10 protein-coding genes, 12 tRNA genes and 1 pseudogene are annotated in these 16,504 nt (G+C 41.3%); 11 read left to right on the top strand and 12 right to left on the bottom strand.

Going from position 1 to position 16,504, the window contains the following annotated elements; translation table 11 throughout:
* Window positions 1-7 precede the first annotated feature (7 nt).
* The 3 genes and pseudogenes from L650_RS0107570 to L650_RS0107560 form a co-directional block, all read right to left on the bottom strand.
* Window positions 8-406 carry a DoxX-like family protein gene (locus tag L650_RS0107570; protein WP_029772729.1) on the bottom strand — a complete coding sequence of 133 codons (399 nt, stop codon included), beginning with the start codon at window positions 404-406 and terminating at the stop codon, window positions 8-10.
* The gene (locus L650_RS0107565; RefSeq protein WP_029772728.1) at window positions 393-1,415 is read right to left on the bottom strand and encodes a M48 family metallopeptidase; all 1,023 of its coding nucleotides are present in this window, start codon (window positions 1,413-1,415) and stop codon (window positions 393-395) included. The genes L650_RS0107570 and L650_RS0107565 overlap by 14 nt, the downstream gene beginning before the upstream one ends.
* Window positions 1,416-1,424: 9 nt before the next feature.
* Window positions 1,425-2,538, bottom strand: a pseudogene (locus L650_RS0107560) (YjgN family protein).
* A gap of 162 nt (window positions 2,539-2,700) precedes the next feature.
* On the opposite strand from L650_RS0107560, the gene L650_RS0107555 reads away from it, so the two are divergent.
* The 7 genes from L650_RS0107555 to msrB all read left to right on the top strand — a co-directional run bounded on the left by L650_RS0107555 (window position 2,701) and on the right by msrB (window position 11,551).
* The gene (locus tag L650_RS0107555) at window positions 2,701-3,432 is read left to right on the top strand and encodes an RNA methyltransferase (protein WP_029772727.1); all 732 of its coding nucleotides are present in this window, start codon (window positions 2,701-2,703) and stop codon (window positions 3,430-3,432) included.
* Window positions 3,433-3,499: 67 nt separating this feature from the next.
* Complete coding sequence (locus L650_RS0107550) at window positions 3,500-6,895, top strand: chromosome segregation SMC family protein (protein ID WP_029772726.1); 3,396 nt, start codon at window positions 3,500-3,502, stop codon at window positions 6,893-6,895.
* A gap of 71 nt (window positions 6,896-6,966) precedes the next feature.
* Window positions 6,967-7,722: a cell division protein ZipA gene (gene zipA / locus L650_RS0107545; protein ID WP_004588864.1), complete on the top strand. Its 756-nt coding sequence runs from the start codon at window positions 6,967-6,969 to the stop codon at window positions 7,720-7,722.
* A gap of 72 nt (window positions 7,723-7,794) precedes the next feature.
* Window positions 7,795-9,801 (top strand): NAD-dependent DNA ligase LigA, encoded by a 2,007-nt coding sequence (gene ligA, locus L650_RS0107540; protein WP_029772725.1) that lies wholly within the window; start codon window positions 7,795-7,797, stop codon window positions 9,799-9,801.
* A 9-nt stretch (window positions 9,802-9,810) separates the two neighbouring features.
* Window positions 9,811-10,317 (top strand): DUF2919 domain-containing protein, encoded by a 507-nt coding sequence (locus tag L650_RS0107535; RefSeq protein WP_004588866.1) that lies wholly within the window; start codon window positions 9,811-9,813, stop codon window positions 10,315-10,317.
* 11 nt (window positions 10,318-10,328) lie between these two features.
* Window positions 10,329-10,769 (top strand): hypothetical protein, encoded by a 441-nt coding sequence (locus L650_RS0107530; RefSeq protein WP_029772724.1) that lies wholly within the window; start codon window positions 10,329-10,331, stop codon window positions 10,767-10,769.
* A 341-nt stretch (window positions 10,770-11,110) separates the two neighbouring features.
* Window positions 11,111-11,551: a peptide-methionine (R)-S-oxide reductase MsrB gene (msrB, locus tag L650_RS0107525; protein ID WP_004588868.1), complete on the top strand. Its 441-nt coding sequence runs from the start codon at window positions 11,111-11,113 to the stop codon at window positions 11,549-11,551.
* Between the two features lie 55 nt (window positions 11,552-11,606).
* Here the strand turns inward: msrB and L650_RS0107520 are convergent, their stop codons facing one another.
* The 9 genes from L650_RS0107520 to L650_RS0107480 all read right to left on the bottom strand — a co-directional run bounded on the left by L650_RS0107520 (window position 11,607) and on the right by L650_RS0107480 (window position 14,978).
* Window positions 11,607-13,247, bottom strand: a complete 1,641-nt coding sequence (locus L650_RS0107520; protein WP_029772722.1) for a response regulator — start codon at window positions 13,245-13,247, stop codon at window positions 11,607-11,609.
* A gap of 487 nt (window positions 13,248-13,734) precedes the next feature.
* Window positions 13,735-13,828: transfer RNA gene (locus L650_RS24280), tRNA-OTHER, on the bottom strand.
* A 40-nt stretch (window positions 13,829-13,868) separates the two neighbouring features.
* Window positions 13,869-13,944: transfer RNA gene (locus tag L650_RS0107510), tRNA-Val, on the bottom strand.
* A 45-nt stretch (window positions 13,945-13,989) separates the two neighbouring features.
* Window positions 13,990-14,065: transfer RNA gene (locus L650_RS0107505), tRNA-Val, on the bottom strand.
* Between the two features lie 33 nt (window positions 14,066-14,098).
* A tRNA-Val gene (locus L650_RS0107500) sits at window positions 14,099-14,174 on the bottom strand.
* A gap of 49 nt (window positions 14,175-14,223) precedes the next feature.
* A tRNA-Val gene (locus L650_RS0107495) sits at window positions 14,224-14,299 on the bottom strand.
* 148 nt (window positions 14,300-14,447) lie between these two features.
* Window positions 14,448-14,523: transfer RNA gene (locus tag L650_RS0107490), tRNA-Val, on the bottom strand.
* A gap of 158 nt (window positions 14,524-14,681) precedes the next feature.
* Window positions 14,682-14,757: transfer RNA gene (locus L650_RS0107485), tRNA-Val, on the bottom strand.
* Between the two features lie 145 nt (window positions 14,758-14,902).
* A tRNA-Val gene (locus L650_RS0107480) sits at window positions 14,903-14,978 on the bottom strand.
* A 948-nt stretch (window positions 14,979-15,926) separates the two neighbouring features.
* Here L650_RS0107480 and L650_RS0107475 point away from each other — a divergent pair.
* The 4 genes from L650_RS0107475 to L650_RS0107460 all read left to right on the top strand — a co-directional run bounded on the left by L650_RS0107475 (window position 15,927) and on the right by L650_RS0107460 (window position 16,494).
* Window positions 15,927-16,002: transfer RNA gene (locus L650_RS0107475), tRNA-Ala, on the top strand.
* A gap of 36 nt (window positions 16,003-16,038) precedes the next feature.
* Window positions 16,039-16,114: transfer RNA gene (locus tag L650_RS0107470), tRNA-Glu, on the top strand.
* 141 nt (window positions 16,115-16,255) lie between these two features.
* A tRNA-Glu gene (locus L650_RS0107465) sits at window positions 16,256-16,331 on the top strand.
* Window positions 16,332-16,418: 87 nt separating this feature from the next.
* Window positions 16,419-16,494 (top strand) — tRNA-Glu (locus tag L650_RS0107460).
* Window positions 16,495-16,504 lie beyond the last annotated feature (10 nt).

The raw sequence follows: 16,504 nt of genomic DNA, 5'->3' as shown, positions 1-16,504 counted from the left end.
TTTTATTTTAGAGGTGTCGATTATTTTGCAGCTTAATTTCTTTTAACCAAATAAAACTTAAGCCAATAAGCGGCAGGTTAGTTGTTACTGGATTAAATGCTTCAATGAGTAATTGTGGCTGCATTACTACAACCGCTAACAAAAGCCCTAAAAGCGCTAAAATATTTAAAATAACGATGTGCTTATTTTTATAAAACACTAATAAGCATAATCCAAATATAATTTCGCCAATACCCGCAGAACGTGTAATTAAGTCAGACACTTCTGCTGAAAAACCCGCACTACCAGTCATTAGTTTTTCAAGCGGGGCAATATGATAAAGCTTTGGAAAAAAGCCGTGGTATACCCAACTCAGCCCCACAATATAGCGAGCAATTTGTATATAACCGGGGTTATTTCCTCGCATTGTCTATTCGCTCTTGTGCGCTTGGGTGGCTAGATAAATATTCGAGCAAATTATTTACCTTTTCAAGGTGTTCGTTTTCGCTGGTGTGCGCGCCTTGTAATGCTTCAATGGCATCGGCAAAGTCGTTGCTTGAATACCCTAAATGCTCAAGTTGAATGAGTGCATAGCTATCTGCCTCGCGCTCCATATCACGAGAAAACCCTTGCTGTGCAAAAGATGCCCCCGTACCAAGTACCACTTCTGCTATGCCTTCTAAATCGCCAAATATAACTGCAAGTACAATGGTACTGGCTGCCGATTGAGCAGTCATGCGTACGCTATGCTGGTGGACTACGTGGCCAATTTCGTGAAGTAATACGGCTTTTAGTGCGTTGGGTTTATCGGCTAATAAATTTGCTAACTCATCGGTTACGACAATACGCCCGTGGGGCATTGCAAACGCATTCGCTCCAAAGGCCTCTGATTTATAAAACGATAACCTATAAACCGATGGCTCAAGCGAGAGCGCATTAAGCATGGTATTAAAGTGTTGTTGCACTTTAGTTTGTTGCTCATTAGGCAGCTCACTGTCATCAAGCGCGAGCTTTTCAATTAGGGTAAAGCTTTGTTCACCCATTTGCTCTACTACACTTCGCGGCAGAGTATCAACACTGTAAACAGCAATAGCGGGCACAACTTTATAAAGCATTAACCACATAAAAAGCGGTGTAAAAATAACGGCCGCGATAATAGCCCATTTACTTTTTTCAAGGCGCTCTAGTAGGTCATGCTTATTTGCTTTAAAAGGCCAGCGATAATTTACATCAGTAGGTATAAAGCGGCTGCCATCATTAAAATTTAGTTCATCAGCAAGCCCAGCTAGGCCAGAGGTGAGTGTTATATCGCTTATTGCATGGCTTGAAATAAGCTGGTCATCGTAGCTAATCTCAACACAGGTGTCGCTAATGCTAGCGACACCTTGCTGGTAATTGCTTGATGCCTTGGGGAAGTAATGTCCCTGTACGTGCATAATAAGCTCTTAGGTTAGCGATAGGTCAATATCAAATACATTGGCTGCTTCTTCAGCAAACGATGACTGCTCTTGTTGCGCGGTNGGTATCCACTAAATTTAGCGCACTAGGGTAAATATTAACGGTTGTAACCTCGGCAAGCATTCTCGATGTACGCACTTTGGTCCACGGGTAGGCAAGCCCTAAAGAAAACACGATTGCCAGCATATTGGTTAATAGTAATATGGCAAAAGGAATAGGCTTAAGCTCTGATTTAAATGATGCTACGTCTTCAAATTGACTGTTATCAAAAATATGGTTACGAATAGCCGCAGCCCACACAGCGGTTACTATCGCAATCATAAATACGTAAGCAATCATTAATCCACCAAACATAATGCCCATTTTGGCTGGATCTTGTGCAGCTTGTTGGTTTTCTACATTCATTAAATCAAGCCCAAATAAGCCTAATACAGCCATAAATATCACCATAGTGATAGAGCTCACCACAAAGCAAATAAGGGCGGTTAAGTAGTAGGTTTCACCTTTGAGGTTTACGGTTAATGGCGTGTCACCGTAGCTAATATTGCTATGTATGTACGTGTCGATACGTTTTAAAACATACGGCATTAATAAATAAAGGGTAAAAATACTGGCAATAGGTAAAAGAATAAAGTTAATGAAGGCTTCGCCGTAATCGCCTTTAAATGCAAAGCGTACATTACGATGACGGGTCATACGCATATTAAAGCGCAGGCCTTGGTTAATAATCCACGGCATTAAAAAGATAAAAGCAACCGCAAATAATAAGCCTACAAGAGGAAAAAAGCTGCTACCAAAGGAGTAAATTAAAAATACAATAACCGCTAAAATACGGCCTTTTAAAATTTGCATCGGGGTGGCTAAGTAGTCAAAGCTGTGTCCGTCAATGCGGGTGTGGCCATAAAAGTATCGCATTGTGCGCACTTTTGCCCAAGCCGAATAAATACCTAAAGTAAGTACGCTCAGTAAAATATTGACTATCCAAATACCAAAAAACTCACCGCCTTTACCGCTAAACTGTACTTTGCCGCTAAAAATAGGGGCCGTAGGTTCATTTACTGCAGGGGTGGTTTCTGGGGGAGTAGGGTGTATTGATTCCATTAAAATTATATCCATGTTGTTTTTTTGTTAATTTACCTAAATTTGGTGCAAAGCTCAATCTTTAATAGCCTTACAGCCTATAATGGCGCTGCTTTTAATATATGTGGTGCTGCACTTTAAATCATCTCTGGTATACTAGGGCGATAATTTTATGGGGCTGTTATGATTTCAAAAAACCAACTCAAGCTTATTCGCCAACTTGGCCAAAAAAAGTACCGAAAGCAATATAATCAATACCTTGTACAAGGTGAAAAAAACGTACTTGAGTTGTTAAACAGCCCATTAAAGGCGGTTGATATATTTGCAACACAGGCGTTTATAAATACTCACCAAAACCAGTTTCCACATGTAGATTTTACGCCAGCAGAAGAAGAGTCGCTGACTAAAGTCAGTACCTTAGTGAGTAATAACGCGGCCATTGCAGTGGTTGATATGCCAAAGGCTGATTTACCTAATAATACCGGCTTAATACTGGCGCTTGATGGAGTTTCTGATCCGGGCAATTTAGGCACTATTATCAGAGTTGCTGATTGGTATGGCATTAAACATATAGTAACAAGTACCGACAGCGCCGATGCTTACAACCCTAAAACAATTAGCGCTACCATGGGCTCATTTGTCAGAGTATCGGTAAGCCAAGTAGAGCTACCTGAATACTTACAAACATTAAATATGCCTATTTATGGGGCATTTTTAGATGGGCAAAGCGTACATACAACGGACCTTAGCGCAAAGGGTGTATTGCTTATGGGCAGTGAGTCGCATGGCATACGCGAGCAGTGTGCAAAATTAGTAAGCGACAAAATAACCATACCGGCTTTTGGTGAGGCAGAGTCACTTAATGTAGCAATGGCCACAGGTATTATTTTAGATAACTTTAAACGCCAAGCTTAACTTTTTAACTGTTTATGAGTTAAATTGTTTGTAAGTAATAACAATAATAATCGGTAATAACAATAAGATGCGCTTAAGCACTATTAAATTAGCGGGCTTTAAATCGTTTGTAGAGCCCACTAAAATTCCATTTCCTGATCAAATGACGTGTGTTGTTGGGCCTAACGGCTGTGGCAAATCAAACGTGATTGACGCTGTGCGATGGGTGCTTGGTGAAAGCTCAGCTAAAAACTTACGTGGCGATGCCATGACCGATGTTATTTTTAATGGCTCAACTAATCGTAAACCAATCTCGCAAGCCTCAGTAGAGCTTATTTTTGATAACACCCAAGGTGATTTACCTAATACATTTGCCGACAGAAACCAAATAGCGATTAAGCGTTTAGTAACACGCGATGGCCAATCGTTGTACTTTTTAAATGGGAGCAAATGTCGTAAGCGCGATATTACCGATATATTTTTAGGTACTGGGCTTGGCCCGCGTAGTTACGCAATTATAGAGCAAGGGATGATCTCGCGTTTAATCGAGAGCAAACCTCAAGAGCTACGCGTATTTTTAGAAGAAGCCGCGGGTGTGTCTAAATACAAAGAACGCCGCCGCGAAACGCAAACCCGAATTAAAAGTACCCGCGAAAACCTTGAGCGTTTACTTGATGTGCGCAAAGAATTACAAGCGCAACTAGATAAACTGGCTGTGCAGTCGGTTGATGCGAAAAAATACCGCGATTTAAAAGCGCAAGAGCGCACCTTAAAAGGCCAAGTGGCTGTATTAAAATGGCAAAAGCTGCATCAACAACAGATTGAAAAAAGTGAGCAAATCAAAAAGCTTAATGAGCAAATCGCCTTTTTTAAAACGGCCCATTCAGGCCACGACGATGTGCTTGCAAGCCTAGAGGCTCAAGTAAATGCAGAGCAAGATGCGCTGAACGATGCGCAGCATCAGCAACACGTTACCCACACAGAGTTGACCCGCGCCGAACAACAACACATTAATATTAAACAGCAAACGCAAACCCTTAAACAAAGTGTGGTTAAGCTTGAGCAGCGAAAGCTGCAAAGTGAAGCGCTAAAAACACAGCAACAAAATGTGTGTGAGCAGTTAGCAGTGAGCCACCAAGAGATAAGCGAGTACAGTTTAGAGTGCAGCGAACAAGTTGAAGAGCTTACCCTTACACTTGCAGATTTAGCTGATGAAAAAAATAAGCACACAAACGCATGGCAAAGCCTTAATCAACAACAACACGCGCTTAATAATAAAGTACAGGCGCAGCAAAGTAGTGTTAAGCAAACAGAGCAAGCCTTAGCCCATGTAAACACACAGCTAAGCCAACTAAATAGCCAAATTGACGATATTAAAAGTAGCCAATTAGAGCAGCAACTAGCCGAGCAACAAAAATACAAACAAACCCTAACTCAAGAGCTTGCCAGTAAGCAAACGGCGCAAACACACTGCACCGCAGCGCTTAAAGAGCAAACCGATTTAGTAAATGACGCTGAGCAACAACATCAGCAAAGCTTACAGCACGTTAATGAGCTAAAAGCTCGCATTGCTGGGCTTAAAAGCAGTTTAGGGATTGAAGATGATAATAAGCAGCACACTTTATTTAATCAATTACAGGTAAAACCAGGGTTTGAACATATAGTTGAACAGGCACTGCAAACGCTTGAGCACCTAAACGTAGTTGATGTGCAAAGCAACAATAGTGTGTGGCCTCATAAAAGTGAAATACCAGTAAATAGCGTTGCGGCGTTAATTACTGAGGGTGTTTATCCCGATTTACTGACCCGTATTGCGTACAGCGAAAACGCCGAACTCGCTGCGTTAAATGATACGTTTTATATTGCGGTTATGGATAAAAGCGGTGCTTTACATGCTCGAAACTGGCACCGTAGCGCAGACAAAAACGCCGAAAACTCACAACTTTTAAAACACACACAGTTAAAGCAAAAAACAGCGAGCTTAGTAGAGGCCGAAAATACCCTTGCAAGGAATTTTGAGAATCTTAATGCGCTAAAAACACAGCAGCAAAAGCTGAGTGATGAGTTAGCAGTACTTAAAAACGCAATTCATCAATTAGCACAAAACATTGCCGTGGCCACTACGCGCAGCGACATGTTAAAAGAGCAAGTAGCACAATTTTTACAGCAACTAGAAAAGTACCAGCAACAAAAGCGTGCATTAACCACTGAGCAATCACAATTATTAAAAACGCTCGATGAACACAACAGTGCGCTTGAAGTGTTACATCAGCAGCAACATAATTTAGCTGACGAATTGGCAAGCGCCGACGCCGCTTGCACACGCAGTAATACTGCATACAGCCAAGCTGCAGCTACACTTGAGCAATATAAAACACAAGCGCATCAGGCCACGTTAAAAGAGCAAAAAACACACAGTGAGTGGCAGCTTAGTCAAACAAAGCTTAATCATGCTGAGCAAGAGCTCATTAGTGCGCAAGAAGAAGCGCAAGAGCTGCAATCGCAAATGGAAGCGTTGCTTATACCCGAGCAAGAGCTCACTGAGCAAATAGCACAGCTTTTAATAAAGCATCAACAGGGCGAAGCTAGCTTGGTCGCGCTACAAAAAAAGCTTAACGAGGCAAAGCAAACACTTATAAGTAAACAAGCCAGCCTTAAGCACTCTCAAGGTGAGCTGACAGGTTTGCAAGAACAACATCAAAAGCTAAGTATTGAAGAGCAAAGCCTAATTATAAAAGCGCAGGCAGCACTTGAGCCGCTTGAAGAATTAAAGCAAAGTTTAAAAAGTGTTTTAGATACACTGCCTGATTCACTGAGTTTAAATGCAGCGCAAAATCAGATCAGTGGGCTTGTGCATCAATTAGATAAGCTAGGTCCAGTTAATTTAGCCGCAATAGATGAGTTTGAACAAGCTAAAGAGCGCAATGATTATCTGAATAATCAACTTGAGGATTTAACCAAAGCGTTAAATACGCTTGAAGGGGCGATTCGTAAAATTGACAGCGAAACCAAAACACGCTTTAAAGCTACCTTCGATCAAGTGAACAACGACTTTGCCGAGCTATTTCCAAAAGTATTTGGCGGTGGTAGCGCGTATTTAGAATTAACCAGTGACGATTTACTCGAAAGTGGTGTTAGTATAATGGCACAGCCACCAGGCAAGAAAAATTCGACAATTCATCTGTTAAGTGGTGGAGAAAAAGCGCTGAGCGCATTATCATTGGTGTTTTCTATATTCAGGCTCAATCCAGCTCCATTCTGTATGCTGGATGAAGTAGATGCGCCGCTTGATGATGCTAACGTGGTACGCTTTTGCCGTTTGGTTGAAGAAATGTCACAATCGGTGCAGTTTATTTATATTAGTCATAATAAAATTGCGATGGAAATGGCAGGGCGTTTAACTGGCGTTACCATGGCAGAGCCAGGCGTATCACGCATGGTAGCAGTAGATATAGAACAAGCAGTGCAACTTGCACACACATAACAGTTTATTTAAGCGTATTAGTGTTAATTAATACACGGGTTTAGGCATAACAAATAATAAAAGGTGAGGGGATGGCCGAAGAACTAAGATTGGTTTTAATTGTGATCAGTGTACTTGTCATAGGTGGCTTATTAGTACATGGTTTATGGTCAGTTAGAAAAAAAGACAGCCCAGAGGTAGCGCCTTCAGAGCGGGTTGAACCAATGCAAGATACACCTTCGCATACACCAGTTGAACCTAAAGAGCCGGTTGTTGCCCAGCGAGATGAGCCGCAATTTGGTGAGCTAAACTTTGATGCAAACGAGCCGCAAATAGATACTAGCGTGGCGCAAACACCCATTGAAGACGACCTGCAAGTAGTTCAAGAGCCAGAGCTAGAACCAGAGCCAGAGAGCGAAAAAGAAGCGCCAGCAGATGTGTCTGACTTTGTTATTGTGCATATTCAAATGCCTGAGGGGCTAAGCATGCAAGGCAGTAAGTTATTGCCTGCAGTAAATACTTTAGGATTTAAATATTCAGAAGAAGGCTTTTTTAATCGCCACATAGACCCTGCAGGGCAAGGTCCAGTGTTATTTAGATTAGTAAATATGTATAACCCAGGTACGTTTGATATTGATAATATGGAACAGTTTAGCACCGCAGGGGTTAGCTTATTTATGACTTTACCTTGTGAAGGCGACGGGCTGGCTGCTTTTAATATGTTACATAGTGCAGCTAAGAAAATTGCCGATGAATTTGGTGCACAAATTTTAGATGCCGAGCGTGAAGAAATGACCGTTGAGCGCGTTCGTCAATATGTTGAGCAGGTTCGTGCATTTTCTGCGTAATTTATACGCACACATTATTTTTATTAAGCCACTTACCTAAAAGTGGCTTTTTTTATGTTTTTTGAGGTTTAAATGTCTAGCAGCATTAGTGAGCAAATTAATCATCTTCGTAGTACGTTAGAGCAACACAACTACAATTATTATGTCCTTGATACACCCAGTATTCCTGATGCAGAATACGATAGACTATTGCGCGAGTTAAGCGCCCTTGAAAGAGAAAACCCAGAATTTTTAACGCCTGACTCACCTACTCAAAAGGTAGGAGGCGCTGCGCTGAGTAAATTTGAACAAGTTGCTCACCAAGTGCCTATGTTATCGCTTGATAACGCCTTTAGTGAAGAAGAATTTAGCGCCTTTAACCGCCGCATTAAAGAGCGTTTAATGAGCCAAGATGAGCTCACTTTTTGTTGTGAGCCTAAGTTAGATGGCTTGGCTGTGTCGATTATTTACCGTGACGGCGTGCTTGTGCAGGCCGCAACTCGTGGCGATGGTTTTACTGGCGAGAATATTACACAAAATGTAAAAACAATCCGTAACGTGCCCCTTAAGCTGCGTGGCGATTACCCCGCAGAACTTGAAGTACGTGGCGAAGTATTTATGGATAGCGCAGGGTTCGAAAAGCTAAACAGCGAAGCCGAAAAACGTGGCGAAAAAGTATTTGTAAATCCTCGAAATGCAGCCGCAGGTAGCTTACGCCAGCTTGATTCAAAAATCACCGCTAAGCGCCCGCTAATGTTTTATGCGTATAGCACAGGGCTGGTGGCCGATGGCACAATCCCTGAGGATCACTACCAACAATTGGCAAAATTAACTGATTGGGGTTTACCGCTGTGCCCAGAAACAAAGTTAGTTGAAGGTACGCAAGCGGCTTTAGATTACTACAGTGATATTTTAACGCGCAGAAGCGAGCTTAAATATGAAATTGATGGTGTAGTAATTAAAATAAACCAAAAAGCCTTACAAGAGCGTTTAGGGTTTGTTGCACGTGCACCACGCTGGGCAATTGCTTATAAGTTTCCTGCGCAAGAAGAAATAACCCAGTTACTTGATGTAGAATTTCAGGTTGGCCGCACAGGCGCTATAACGCCGGTAGCGCGTTTAGAGCCTGTATTTGTAGGCGGAGTTACGGTATCAAACGCAACGCTGCACAATGGCGATGAAATAGCCCGTTTAGGCGTAAAGGTAGGCGATACAGTAATTATACGCCGCGCCGGCGATGTTATTCCGCAAATTACACAAGTAGTACTTGAGCGCCGCCCAGATGATGCACGCGACATTGTATTTCCTGCCAGTTGCCCCATTTGTGACTCACACGTTGAAAAAGTAGAAGGCGAGGCCGTGGCTCGTTGTACCGGTGGCTTAGTGTGCCAAGCTCAGCGTAAACAAGCGATAAAGCATTTCGCATCACGCAAAGCGCTTGATATAGATGGCTTAGGCGACAAAATAGTTGATCAGCTGGTTGATAGAGAGTTGGTAAAAACCCCCGCTGATTTATTTATATTAAAACAAGGTCACTTTGAGTCACTTGAGCGTATGGGTCCTAAGTCGGCTAAAAACTTAGTAGATGCGCTTGAAGCTGCAAAGACAACTACGCTTGCAAAGTTTTTATATTCGCTGGGTATTCGTGAGGTTGGCGAGGCCACAGCGCAAAACTTAGCAAATCATTTTTTAACACTTGAAAAGGTAACCCAAGCCAGTATTGAAAGCCTTACACAAGTGAGCGATGTAGGGGTTATTGTAGCAACTCATGTTCGTGGCTTTTTTGATGAGCAACATAATGTAGATGTAGTTAATGCTTTAATTGAACAAGGCATTAATTGGCCAGCGCTAACGCCGCCTTCAGAGGATGAGCAACCCTTAGCTGGGCTAACCTATGTATTAACTGGCACTCTTAATACTTTAAACCGAAACGATGCTAAAGCACGCTTACAACAGTTAGGTGCAAAAGTAGCCGGTAGTGTGTCGGCTAAAACANCGGGCGAAAAAGCCGGCTCTAAATTAACTAAAGCACAAGATTTAGGCATAGACATACTTAGCGAAGATGACTTAATTGCACTGTTTGATAAGTACAATGCTTAGGGTAATAAAATGAGCCGATATGGACCCGAGTACTGGGATAAATACGGAAGCTACCGTACACCAATTGCATTTCATCTAAGTTTATTGGTGTTACTACGTGCGTATTTTATTTGGGTTATAGCGGCGCTGAGTCGTCGCCCTGAGCTTGATTTAATGTCGTTATTTTTTAAATCTAAAAACGATTTTTTTATCGCAATTTCGATTGGCGCTATTGCGATAGTGCCCACTTTTTTATTTTGCTTAAGACGCCCGCGCGACTCTCATCAACAAAGTGCGCGTTTAGCGATGGTGTGGCGCTACATGCGCTGGCCGTTACTTGTGTGCGCAATAACCGACTTAAGCTGGTTAACAATACAAGCTGCACATAGTCATTACAGATTTTCACTGTTTTTAGCTGTGCAAATGGTGATTGTGTTTTGGGTAATGTGGTACTTGGCAAAGAGTCGTTATTTGCAGGTGTTTTTTAACGATTGGCCAGAGCCTACTGAAAAAGCAGATGATAAAAACGCTAAATAAAAGGGAGCTAAATGGATAACATTAATAAAAAAATTGCCATTGTAGTGCTTGGTATTGGCATTATTTTAGGCGCTTTGGTGTTGTTTACATCGTTATCTGATCATATTTGGTTTTCTGCCGTAATAGGGTTATGGTTATTTGTGTTTTGTTCGTGTTGTTACAGGCTGACACCCGCCTTTAAAAAGCGCAATACGCTTGATAATTTTATTCAGCGCGATGCACAGCACTTAATGTTATTTAGCTTGGCAGGTTTCTTTGATAAAAAATTTGGCCCGCAATGGCTTGTTATTGGCAACATTGAACATATAGAAAGTAAGAACGATGAGCTTATTATTCATAGCAATAACGAGCGACAATTTAGTGTAAGTTTACCCGCACAAAAAAATGACATAGACGCCTACATGAAGCGCATACTTTCAGATCACGAAAAGCAAACTATTCGCTTTAGTTAGGGGCTGTTGAACTTTGCGGATTAAAGTTTGTTCAAACTAGGGGCTATTTAATCGTGGCGCGAAGTTTGTAACCTAGTGGGCTAAGTAAAAGCTGAGCAAAGCTTCCGCGTCCTGCTCACGCCCTTTACCTACATCCATGTAGGCAACAAAGAGTAAATAGCCCCTAGGAAGAACCCGTTGGGCAGCGCCTGTTTGGCATTAATGCTACGTTATCGCCCAATTATGGGGAATAACCACACTGCATAGGCTCTGCCTTGCCTAAATACCAAACAGACTGCTGCAAATTTAACCTTAAAAGATCAACAGACCCTAATCACTTATTAATACCGAAGGAGGCTATTATGCTTACTTGGAATGATGTTATAAATTTTGCCAATAATGGCAATCCTACGCCACGCGAAAAGGTTGTAAAAACAGACGCGCAATGGCAGGCAATGCTAAGTGATGAGCAATACTATGTGACACGTAAAAAGGGCACAGAACGCCCTCACAGCTCACAAAGTTGCACATTACTAGAACCGGGTAAATACGCGTGTGTATGCTGCGATAATTTACTTTTTGATGCCGATGAAAAGTTTGATAGCGGCACAGGCTGGCCATCATTCACGCAGCCTGCAACTGTCGATGCAATTGGTTATGTGAACGATTTAAGCCATGGTATGCAGCGCGTTGAAGTGGTGTGTAATGTGTGTGATGCACACTTAGGGCATATTTTTCCTGATGGGCCAGCACCGTCGGGTTTGCGCTATTGTGTAAATGCCGCTGCAATGAAAAAGCTTTAATTATATAGTTAGCTTTCAATCAAGATAAACAGCTATTTCTAGCCGCTAGTTAGCGCTAGGGGGATTGAATATCGAGTTTCATTTCTTTTGCCATATGCAAAATTTTATCTAATCGCTGCGACTGATCTGGCTGCAGTGTAGAGTTACTCAAAAGGGCGTAACACTTTTTAGCAATAACCAAGTTAAAAGTGCCGCCTTTTTGTTTTGTCGAATCAAACAAACACTGTAATAAATTAAGCGCAATGCTTGGGTTACGCGGCATTACTCTAAATGCTTGCGTAAACGCCTCTAACGCCGTATTTAATTGCCCTCTATTAAATTGAGTTACTGCATGGTTGTTAAGCTCTTTAGGGCCCATTTTAATGTCACGACGCTCACTTTGCTGCTGTTGAATGTAACGCAGGTAAGTTGTATCACTCATATTGGGGTGGCGCTCACAATGGCTAATTATTTGGCTAAATAATGTTTGTGCTTTTTGATGAAAACCAAGCTCGTGAAACGCTTTTGCTTTATCAAGCGCCCCATCTACAGAGCGTATTAACGTATCGTCGTCGTCGAGTTGTTCTATCAAGCGCTTGGCTTTTTGGTGCTCGTCTTTTAAATAGTGCAAACGCGCATTAAGTACATCAATTTGAGATTGGTTTGCGTTGTTAGGAAACTGCTTTTTTAAATCATTTATGTATTTATTAGTCTGACGCGAAATACGTTGTATTTGGTCTGTTTGATCTGTGGTTAAAGCAAAGTCTATACCGGCACGGGCAGCATTGAGATAGATGTCGGGGCTGTCATGAATAGAATGACGCGCATAGCTGGCTATGTCTTTTTGGGTTAAATAGCTCTTTTCGTAATCGTGGTTTATTAACGAAACATTGCTTAACGATTTTTGTCTTTGGATATTACGTGGCGCGATATCGACCGCTTGGCTTAAAAAATCTTGTGCCAATTCAAATTGGTTTAGTTTTATTTCTAATCGGCCGAGTAAATCCAGTGCAACTAAACGTGTTTCATGGCGTTCAAGCATGGTTTTTAACATGCGCTGAGCAAGAATATGCTCATTATTAGCAATCAGCGCTTCTACTAAACCAACTTTGGCCCAGGCAAATTTTTGTATGTCTAGCACCGAGGTAAAAAAGTCTTTAGCTTCTTCACTGCGGTTTAGCCTAAGCAATGCATCTCCTTTTAAGCGAAGGAGGATAGGGCTGTATATATTGTTTATTTTATTTAAAGCGGCATCGATTACTTTTATTGCTTTAGAGTCGTTGCCATCATCTACTAAGGTATAAATGCTCTGTAGCTCATTTTTACGTTTTAGAATACGCTCAATCCGCGTTTTTAACTCTTGTACCGTAAATGGCTTTACCAAAAAGTCGTCGGGTTGAAGCTCTAAAACGCTATGCACTAGCGCACCGCTGGTTTCTGCAGAAATAAAAATAAACGCAGTGGAGTTTTTTATCAGTTGCTTAACACGGAGTTCTTCGTAGAGTTGGTAGCCGTCTTGGTGTTTGCTTAAATTAAACGAACATACAATTAAATCAAATTGCTCAGCCAAACATTGCTCTTTTGCTGCAATTGCATGATCGGCAAAGTGCAACTGCCGAAAGCCAAGCCTTTCTAGCGACTGTTTCATATAGCTTTGAGCGAGGGGCTGCTCTTCCACTATCAGTATTTTGGCTTTGGCGTAGATCTTAGTTGGCATTGGCTTACATGTTGTTTGATTTATCACAGACTATAATCAACAGTTTAGCTGCTTACAAGGGAATTTAACTATTAGCCGAGGTTATTAGAAGATTAAGTTATTTTCATACGTTTAGATGGCTTCATATTATCTTAGCCTTAGCGATTTAAAATCAATGTTTAATTAATAGGTAAAAAGCAGCTCTAAATGAGCGATTAACTATATGTTTGCTTATGACGCAGTTTATAACCCATATAGAACTTTACATGTTACAGATTAATCGTTTTGCAAAAGACAAATTAAGAGTGATATTTATGGAATTTTTTAACTTAGGTATTTTGAAGTGTTTACATGTGGTGGGTGATTACTTGGCTTGAACCAGTGACTCTCGGCATTATTTGTACAGGGCGGCGATGCTCTCTTTTTCTTACAACTGGATTAATTACCCAAATAGGATTTTTATAATAATTATTCAGAGGAGTTTAGATGCTTTAGAAGTGTTTATATGTGGTGGGTGATACTGGACTTGAACCAGTGACCCTCGCCATTATTTGTAAAGGGCGGCGATGCTTTCTTTTTTGTTACAACTGGATTAATTACCCAAATAGGATTTTATAATAATTATTAAGAAGTGTTTATATGTGGTGGGTGATACTGGACTTGAACCAGTGACCCTCGCCTTGTAAGGGCGATGCTCTCCCAACTGAGCTAATCACCCACATATAATAGGTATGACTTTATCAATTTAGCGTTTAGTATAATTTGGTGGGTGATACTGGACTTGAACCAGTGACCCTCGCCTTGTAAGGGCGATGCTCTCCCAACTGAGCTAATCACCCAAATTATATATTTAATATGCACCATTCTAAGAATGGTGGGTCGTACTGGACTTGAACCAGTGACCCTCGCCTTGTAAGGGCGATGCTCTCCCAACTGAGCTAACGACCCATATTAAATTTCAAAACGCGACTATTAATATAATAATAGGCTTTATATGTGGTGGGTGATACTGGACTTGAACCAGTGACCCTCGCCTTGTAAGGGCGATGCTCTCCCAACTGAGCTAATCACCCACATATAAATTAAAACGCTACTATTAAATAAATAGTACTGGACTTTAACCAGTGAACCTCGCCGTTACTTGGAAGTAGCGGTAATGCTCTCTTTTTCTAGCTGAGTAATGACCCATTTAGATTTGTGTAATATGCACCATTCTAAGAATGGTGGGTCGTACTGGACTTGAACCAGTGACCCTCGCCTTGTAAGGGCGATGCTCTCCCAACTGAGCTAACGACCCATATTACATGCTACTACCTGTATAGATAGTACTGGACTTTAACCAGTGAACTTCGCCATCTTTTATAAAAAGCGGTGATGCTCTCTTTTCTTGTAACTGAGCTAACGACCCATATTACAATTTTAAAACGCGACTATTAATATAATAGGTTTTATATGTGGTGGGTGATACTGGACTTGAACCAGTGACCCTCGCCTTGTAAGGGCGATGCTCTCCCAACTGAGCTAATCACCCACATATAAATTAAAACGCTACTATTAATAATAGTACTGGACTTTAACCAGTGAACCTCACCCTCTTTTACTAAAAGCAGTGACGCTCTCTTTTCTAACTGAGCTAACAACTCATATAGAATTTTAGATGTGTACACTTAATAAAGTGGTGGGTGATACTGGACTTGAACCAGTGACCCTCGCCTTGTAAGGGCGATGCTCTCCCAACTGAGCTAATCACCCACATCTAAACAACATTACATTGCTGCGTTGTTGTGGGGCGCTATTATAGATAGAGTTGCAAATGTGTCAACACTTGAATGATAAAAATGTGCTGAATGAAGGTTTTATAAACAGCGCAGGGTGGTTGGCGTTTACTTTATCATCAAATTTAAGTTGTTAGGGTAAATTAACAGCTGAATCTGAACTAAGTGACTGCCTTATTTTTACTTACAATAAAAAGCATTGCTTAAATAAGCTAATAAAAGGCGATGTTGAAATTGATACAGTAAGCGTGACGTTTTATCAAAAAGAAGATTTATGACTATATAAGGTTTTAAATTATTGAACTGGTATACGGTACTTTTTAAAAGGTAAGGGCATAAGCAGTTATCTGTATTGCCATTAGTGCGAATAAACTTTAATTAACGCCATGGGTTTTGGCACAATGACAACAAAAAAGAGCCTATTACCCAAACTGGAACATAGTGTTTAAAAACAGCACGAATTATTTGCTAGCACTTTTAACGACGGCCTAATTCACTTCAATTTTTATATGTGTGTACAAGCAACTTAAAAAGGGAAGGGTTGAGCATTTAATAATAAGGTTATCGAATAGAGCCCTCGCATTTTAATAACACACTTAAATGCGGGGTTTAGCCTTGGTTTTAGTACTTTTTTAACCCCAACTCAATTTGCATATAAATGTATACCTTTTATGTTAAACATTATTACTTCATCAACGAGGTATAAATAGATAATTAACCTGTTTATAGTACTGTGAGATGAAGTACAGGCCAAATTTTGTCGAAATTGTATTTTTTTGCATGTCTGATAGCCAGTTTGTTGAAAATTAAACCATTTAAATAAAGTGGCATAAAAAACTGTTGACTTTATTTTGGGGGGTGCATAGAATGCGCCCCGCACTCAGCGATACACAACGTGTTAAACACGTTAGGTATTAAAAGGTTTGGGGCTATAGCTCAGCTGGGAGAGCGCTTCGCTGGCAGCGAAGAGGTCTGCGGTTCGATCCCGCATAGCTCCACCAAATCTTTGTGCATGTCCTAGGGTAGCAGTTTTCTGTGTCCCCATCGTCTAGAGGCCTAGGACACCGCCCTTTCACGGCGGTAACAGGGGTTCGAATCCCCTTGGGGACGCCATCTAACAAATAGTTAGGCGTGGTTTTACCAAGAGAATAGCGTAGCACTTAAAGCTCGAGTCTTTATGTGTATTAAACGTATTACCTTAGCACCTCATGATATGAGTTAAACTTATCAATTGTCCTAGTGACACTTTTTAGTGTCCCCATCGTCTAGAGGCCTAGGACACCGCCCTTTCACGGCGGTAACAGGGGTTCGAATCCCCTTGGGGACGCCACTTACTATTTATAGTAGGGTAGTGTTATTAAGAAAACTCGCCTGAAACGAGTTAAACCATTCAGTTGTCCTAGTGACACTTTTTAGTGTCCCCATCGTCTAGAGGCCTAGGACACCGCCCTTTCACGGCGGTAACAGGGGTTCGAATCCCCTTGGGGACGCCACTTACTATTT

Origin of the sequence: Pseudoalteromonas sp. TB51 (assembly GCF_000498055.1) — a bacterium.
In the GTDB taxonomy this organism is placed as follows: domain Bacteria; phylum Pseudomonadota; class Gammaproteobacteria; order Enterobacterales; family Alteromonadaceae; genus Pseudoalteromonas; species Pseudoalteromonas atlantica.
Note: the sequence above shows the minus strand (reverse complement) of the source record. Positions and strands in the feature narration are given on the sequence as shown.

What these genes read in the sequence shown, in the direction of transcription:
- L650_RS0107555 (WP_029772727.1), top strand. Translation starts at nt 2,701, where the DNA reads ATGATTTCAAAAAACCAACTCAAGCTTATTCGCCAACTTGGCCAAAAA.
- L650_RS0107520 (WP_029772722.1), bottom strand. Translation starts at nt 13,247, where the DNA reads ATGCCAACTAAGATCTACGCCAAAGCCAAAATACTGATAGTGGAAGAG.
- zipA (WP_004588864.1), top strand. Translation starts at nt 6,967, where the DNA reads ATGGCCGAAGAACTAAGATTGGTTTTAATTGTGATCAGTGTACTTGTC.
- msrB (WP_004588868.1), top strand. Translation starts at nt 11,111, where the DNA reads ATGCTTACTTGGAATGATGTTATAAATTTTGCCAATAATGGCAATCCT.
- L650_RS0107530 (WP_029772724.1), top strand. Translation starts at nt 10,329, where the DNA reads ATGGATAACATTAATAAAAAAATTGCCATTGTAGTGCTTGGTATTGGC.
- L650_RS0107550 (WP_029772726.1), top strand. Translation starts at nt 3,500, where the DNA reads ATGCGCTTAAGCACTATTAAATTAGCGGGCTTTAAATCGTTTGTAGAG.
- L650_RS0107570 (WP_029772729.1), bottom strand. Translation starts at nt 406, where the DNA reads ATGCGAGGAAATAACCCCGGTTATATACAAATTGCTCGCTATATTGTG.
- L650_RS0107565 (WP_029772728.1), bottom strand. Translation starts at nt 1,415, where the DNA reads ATGCACGTACAGGGACATTACTTCCCCAAGGCATCAAGCAATTACCAG.
- L650_RS0107535 (WP_004588866.1), top strand. Translation starts at nt 9,811, where the DNA reads ATGAGCCGATATGGACCCGAGTACTGGGATAAATACGGAAGCTACCGT.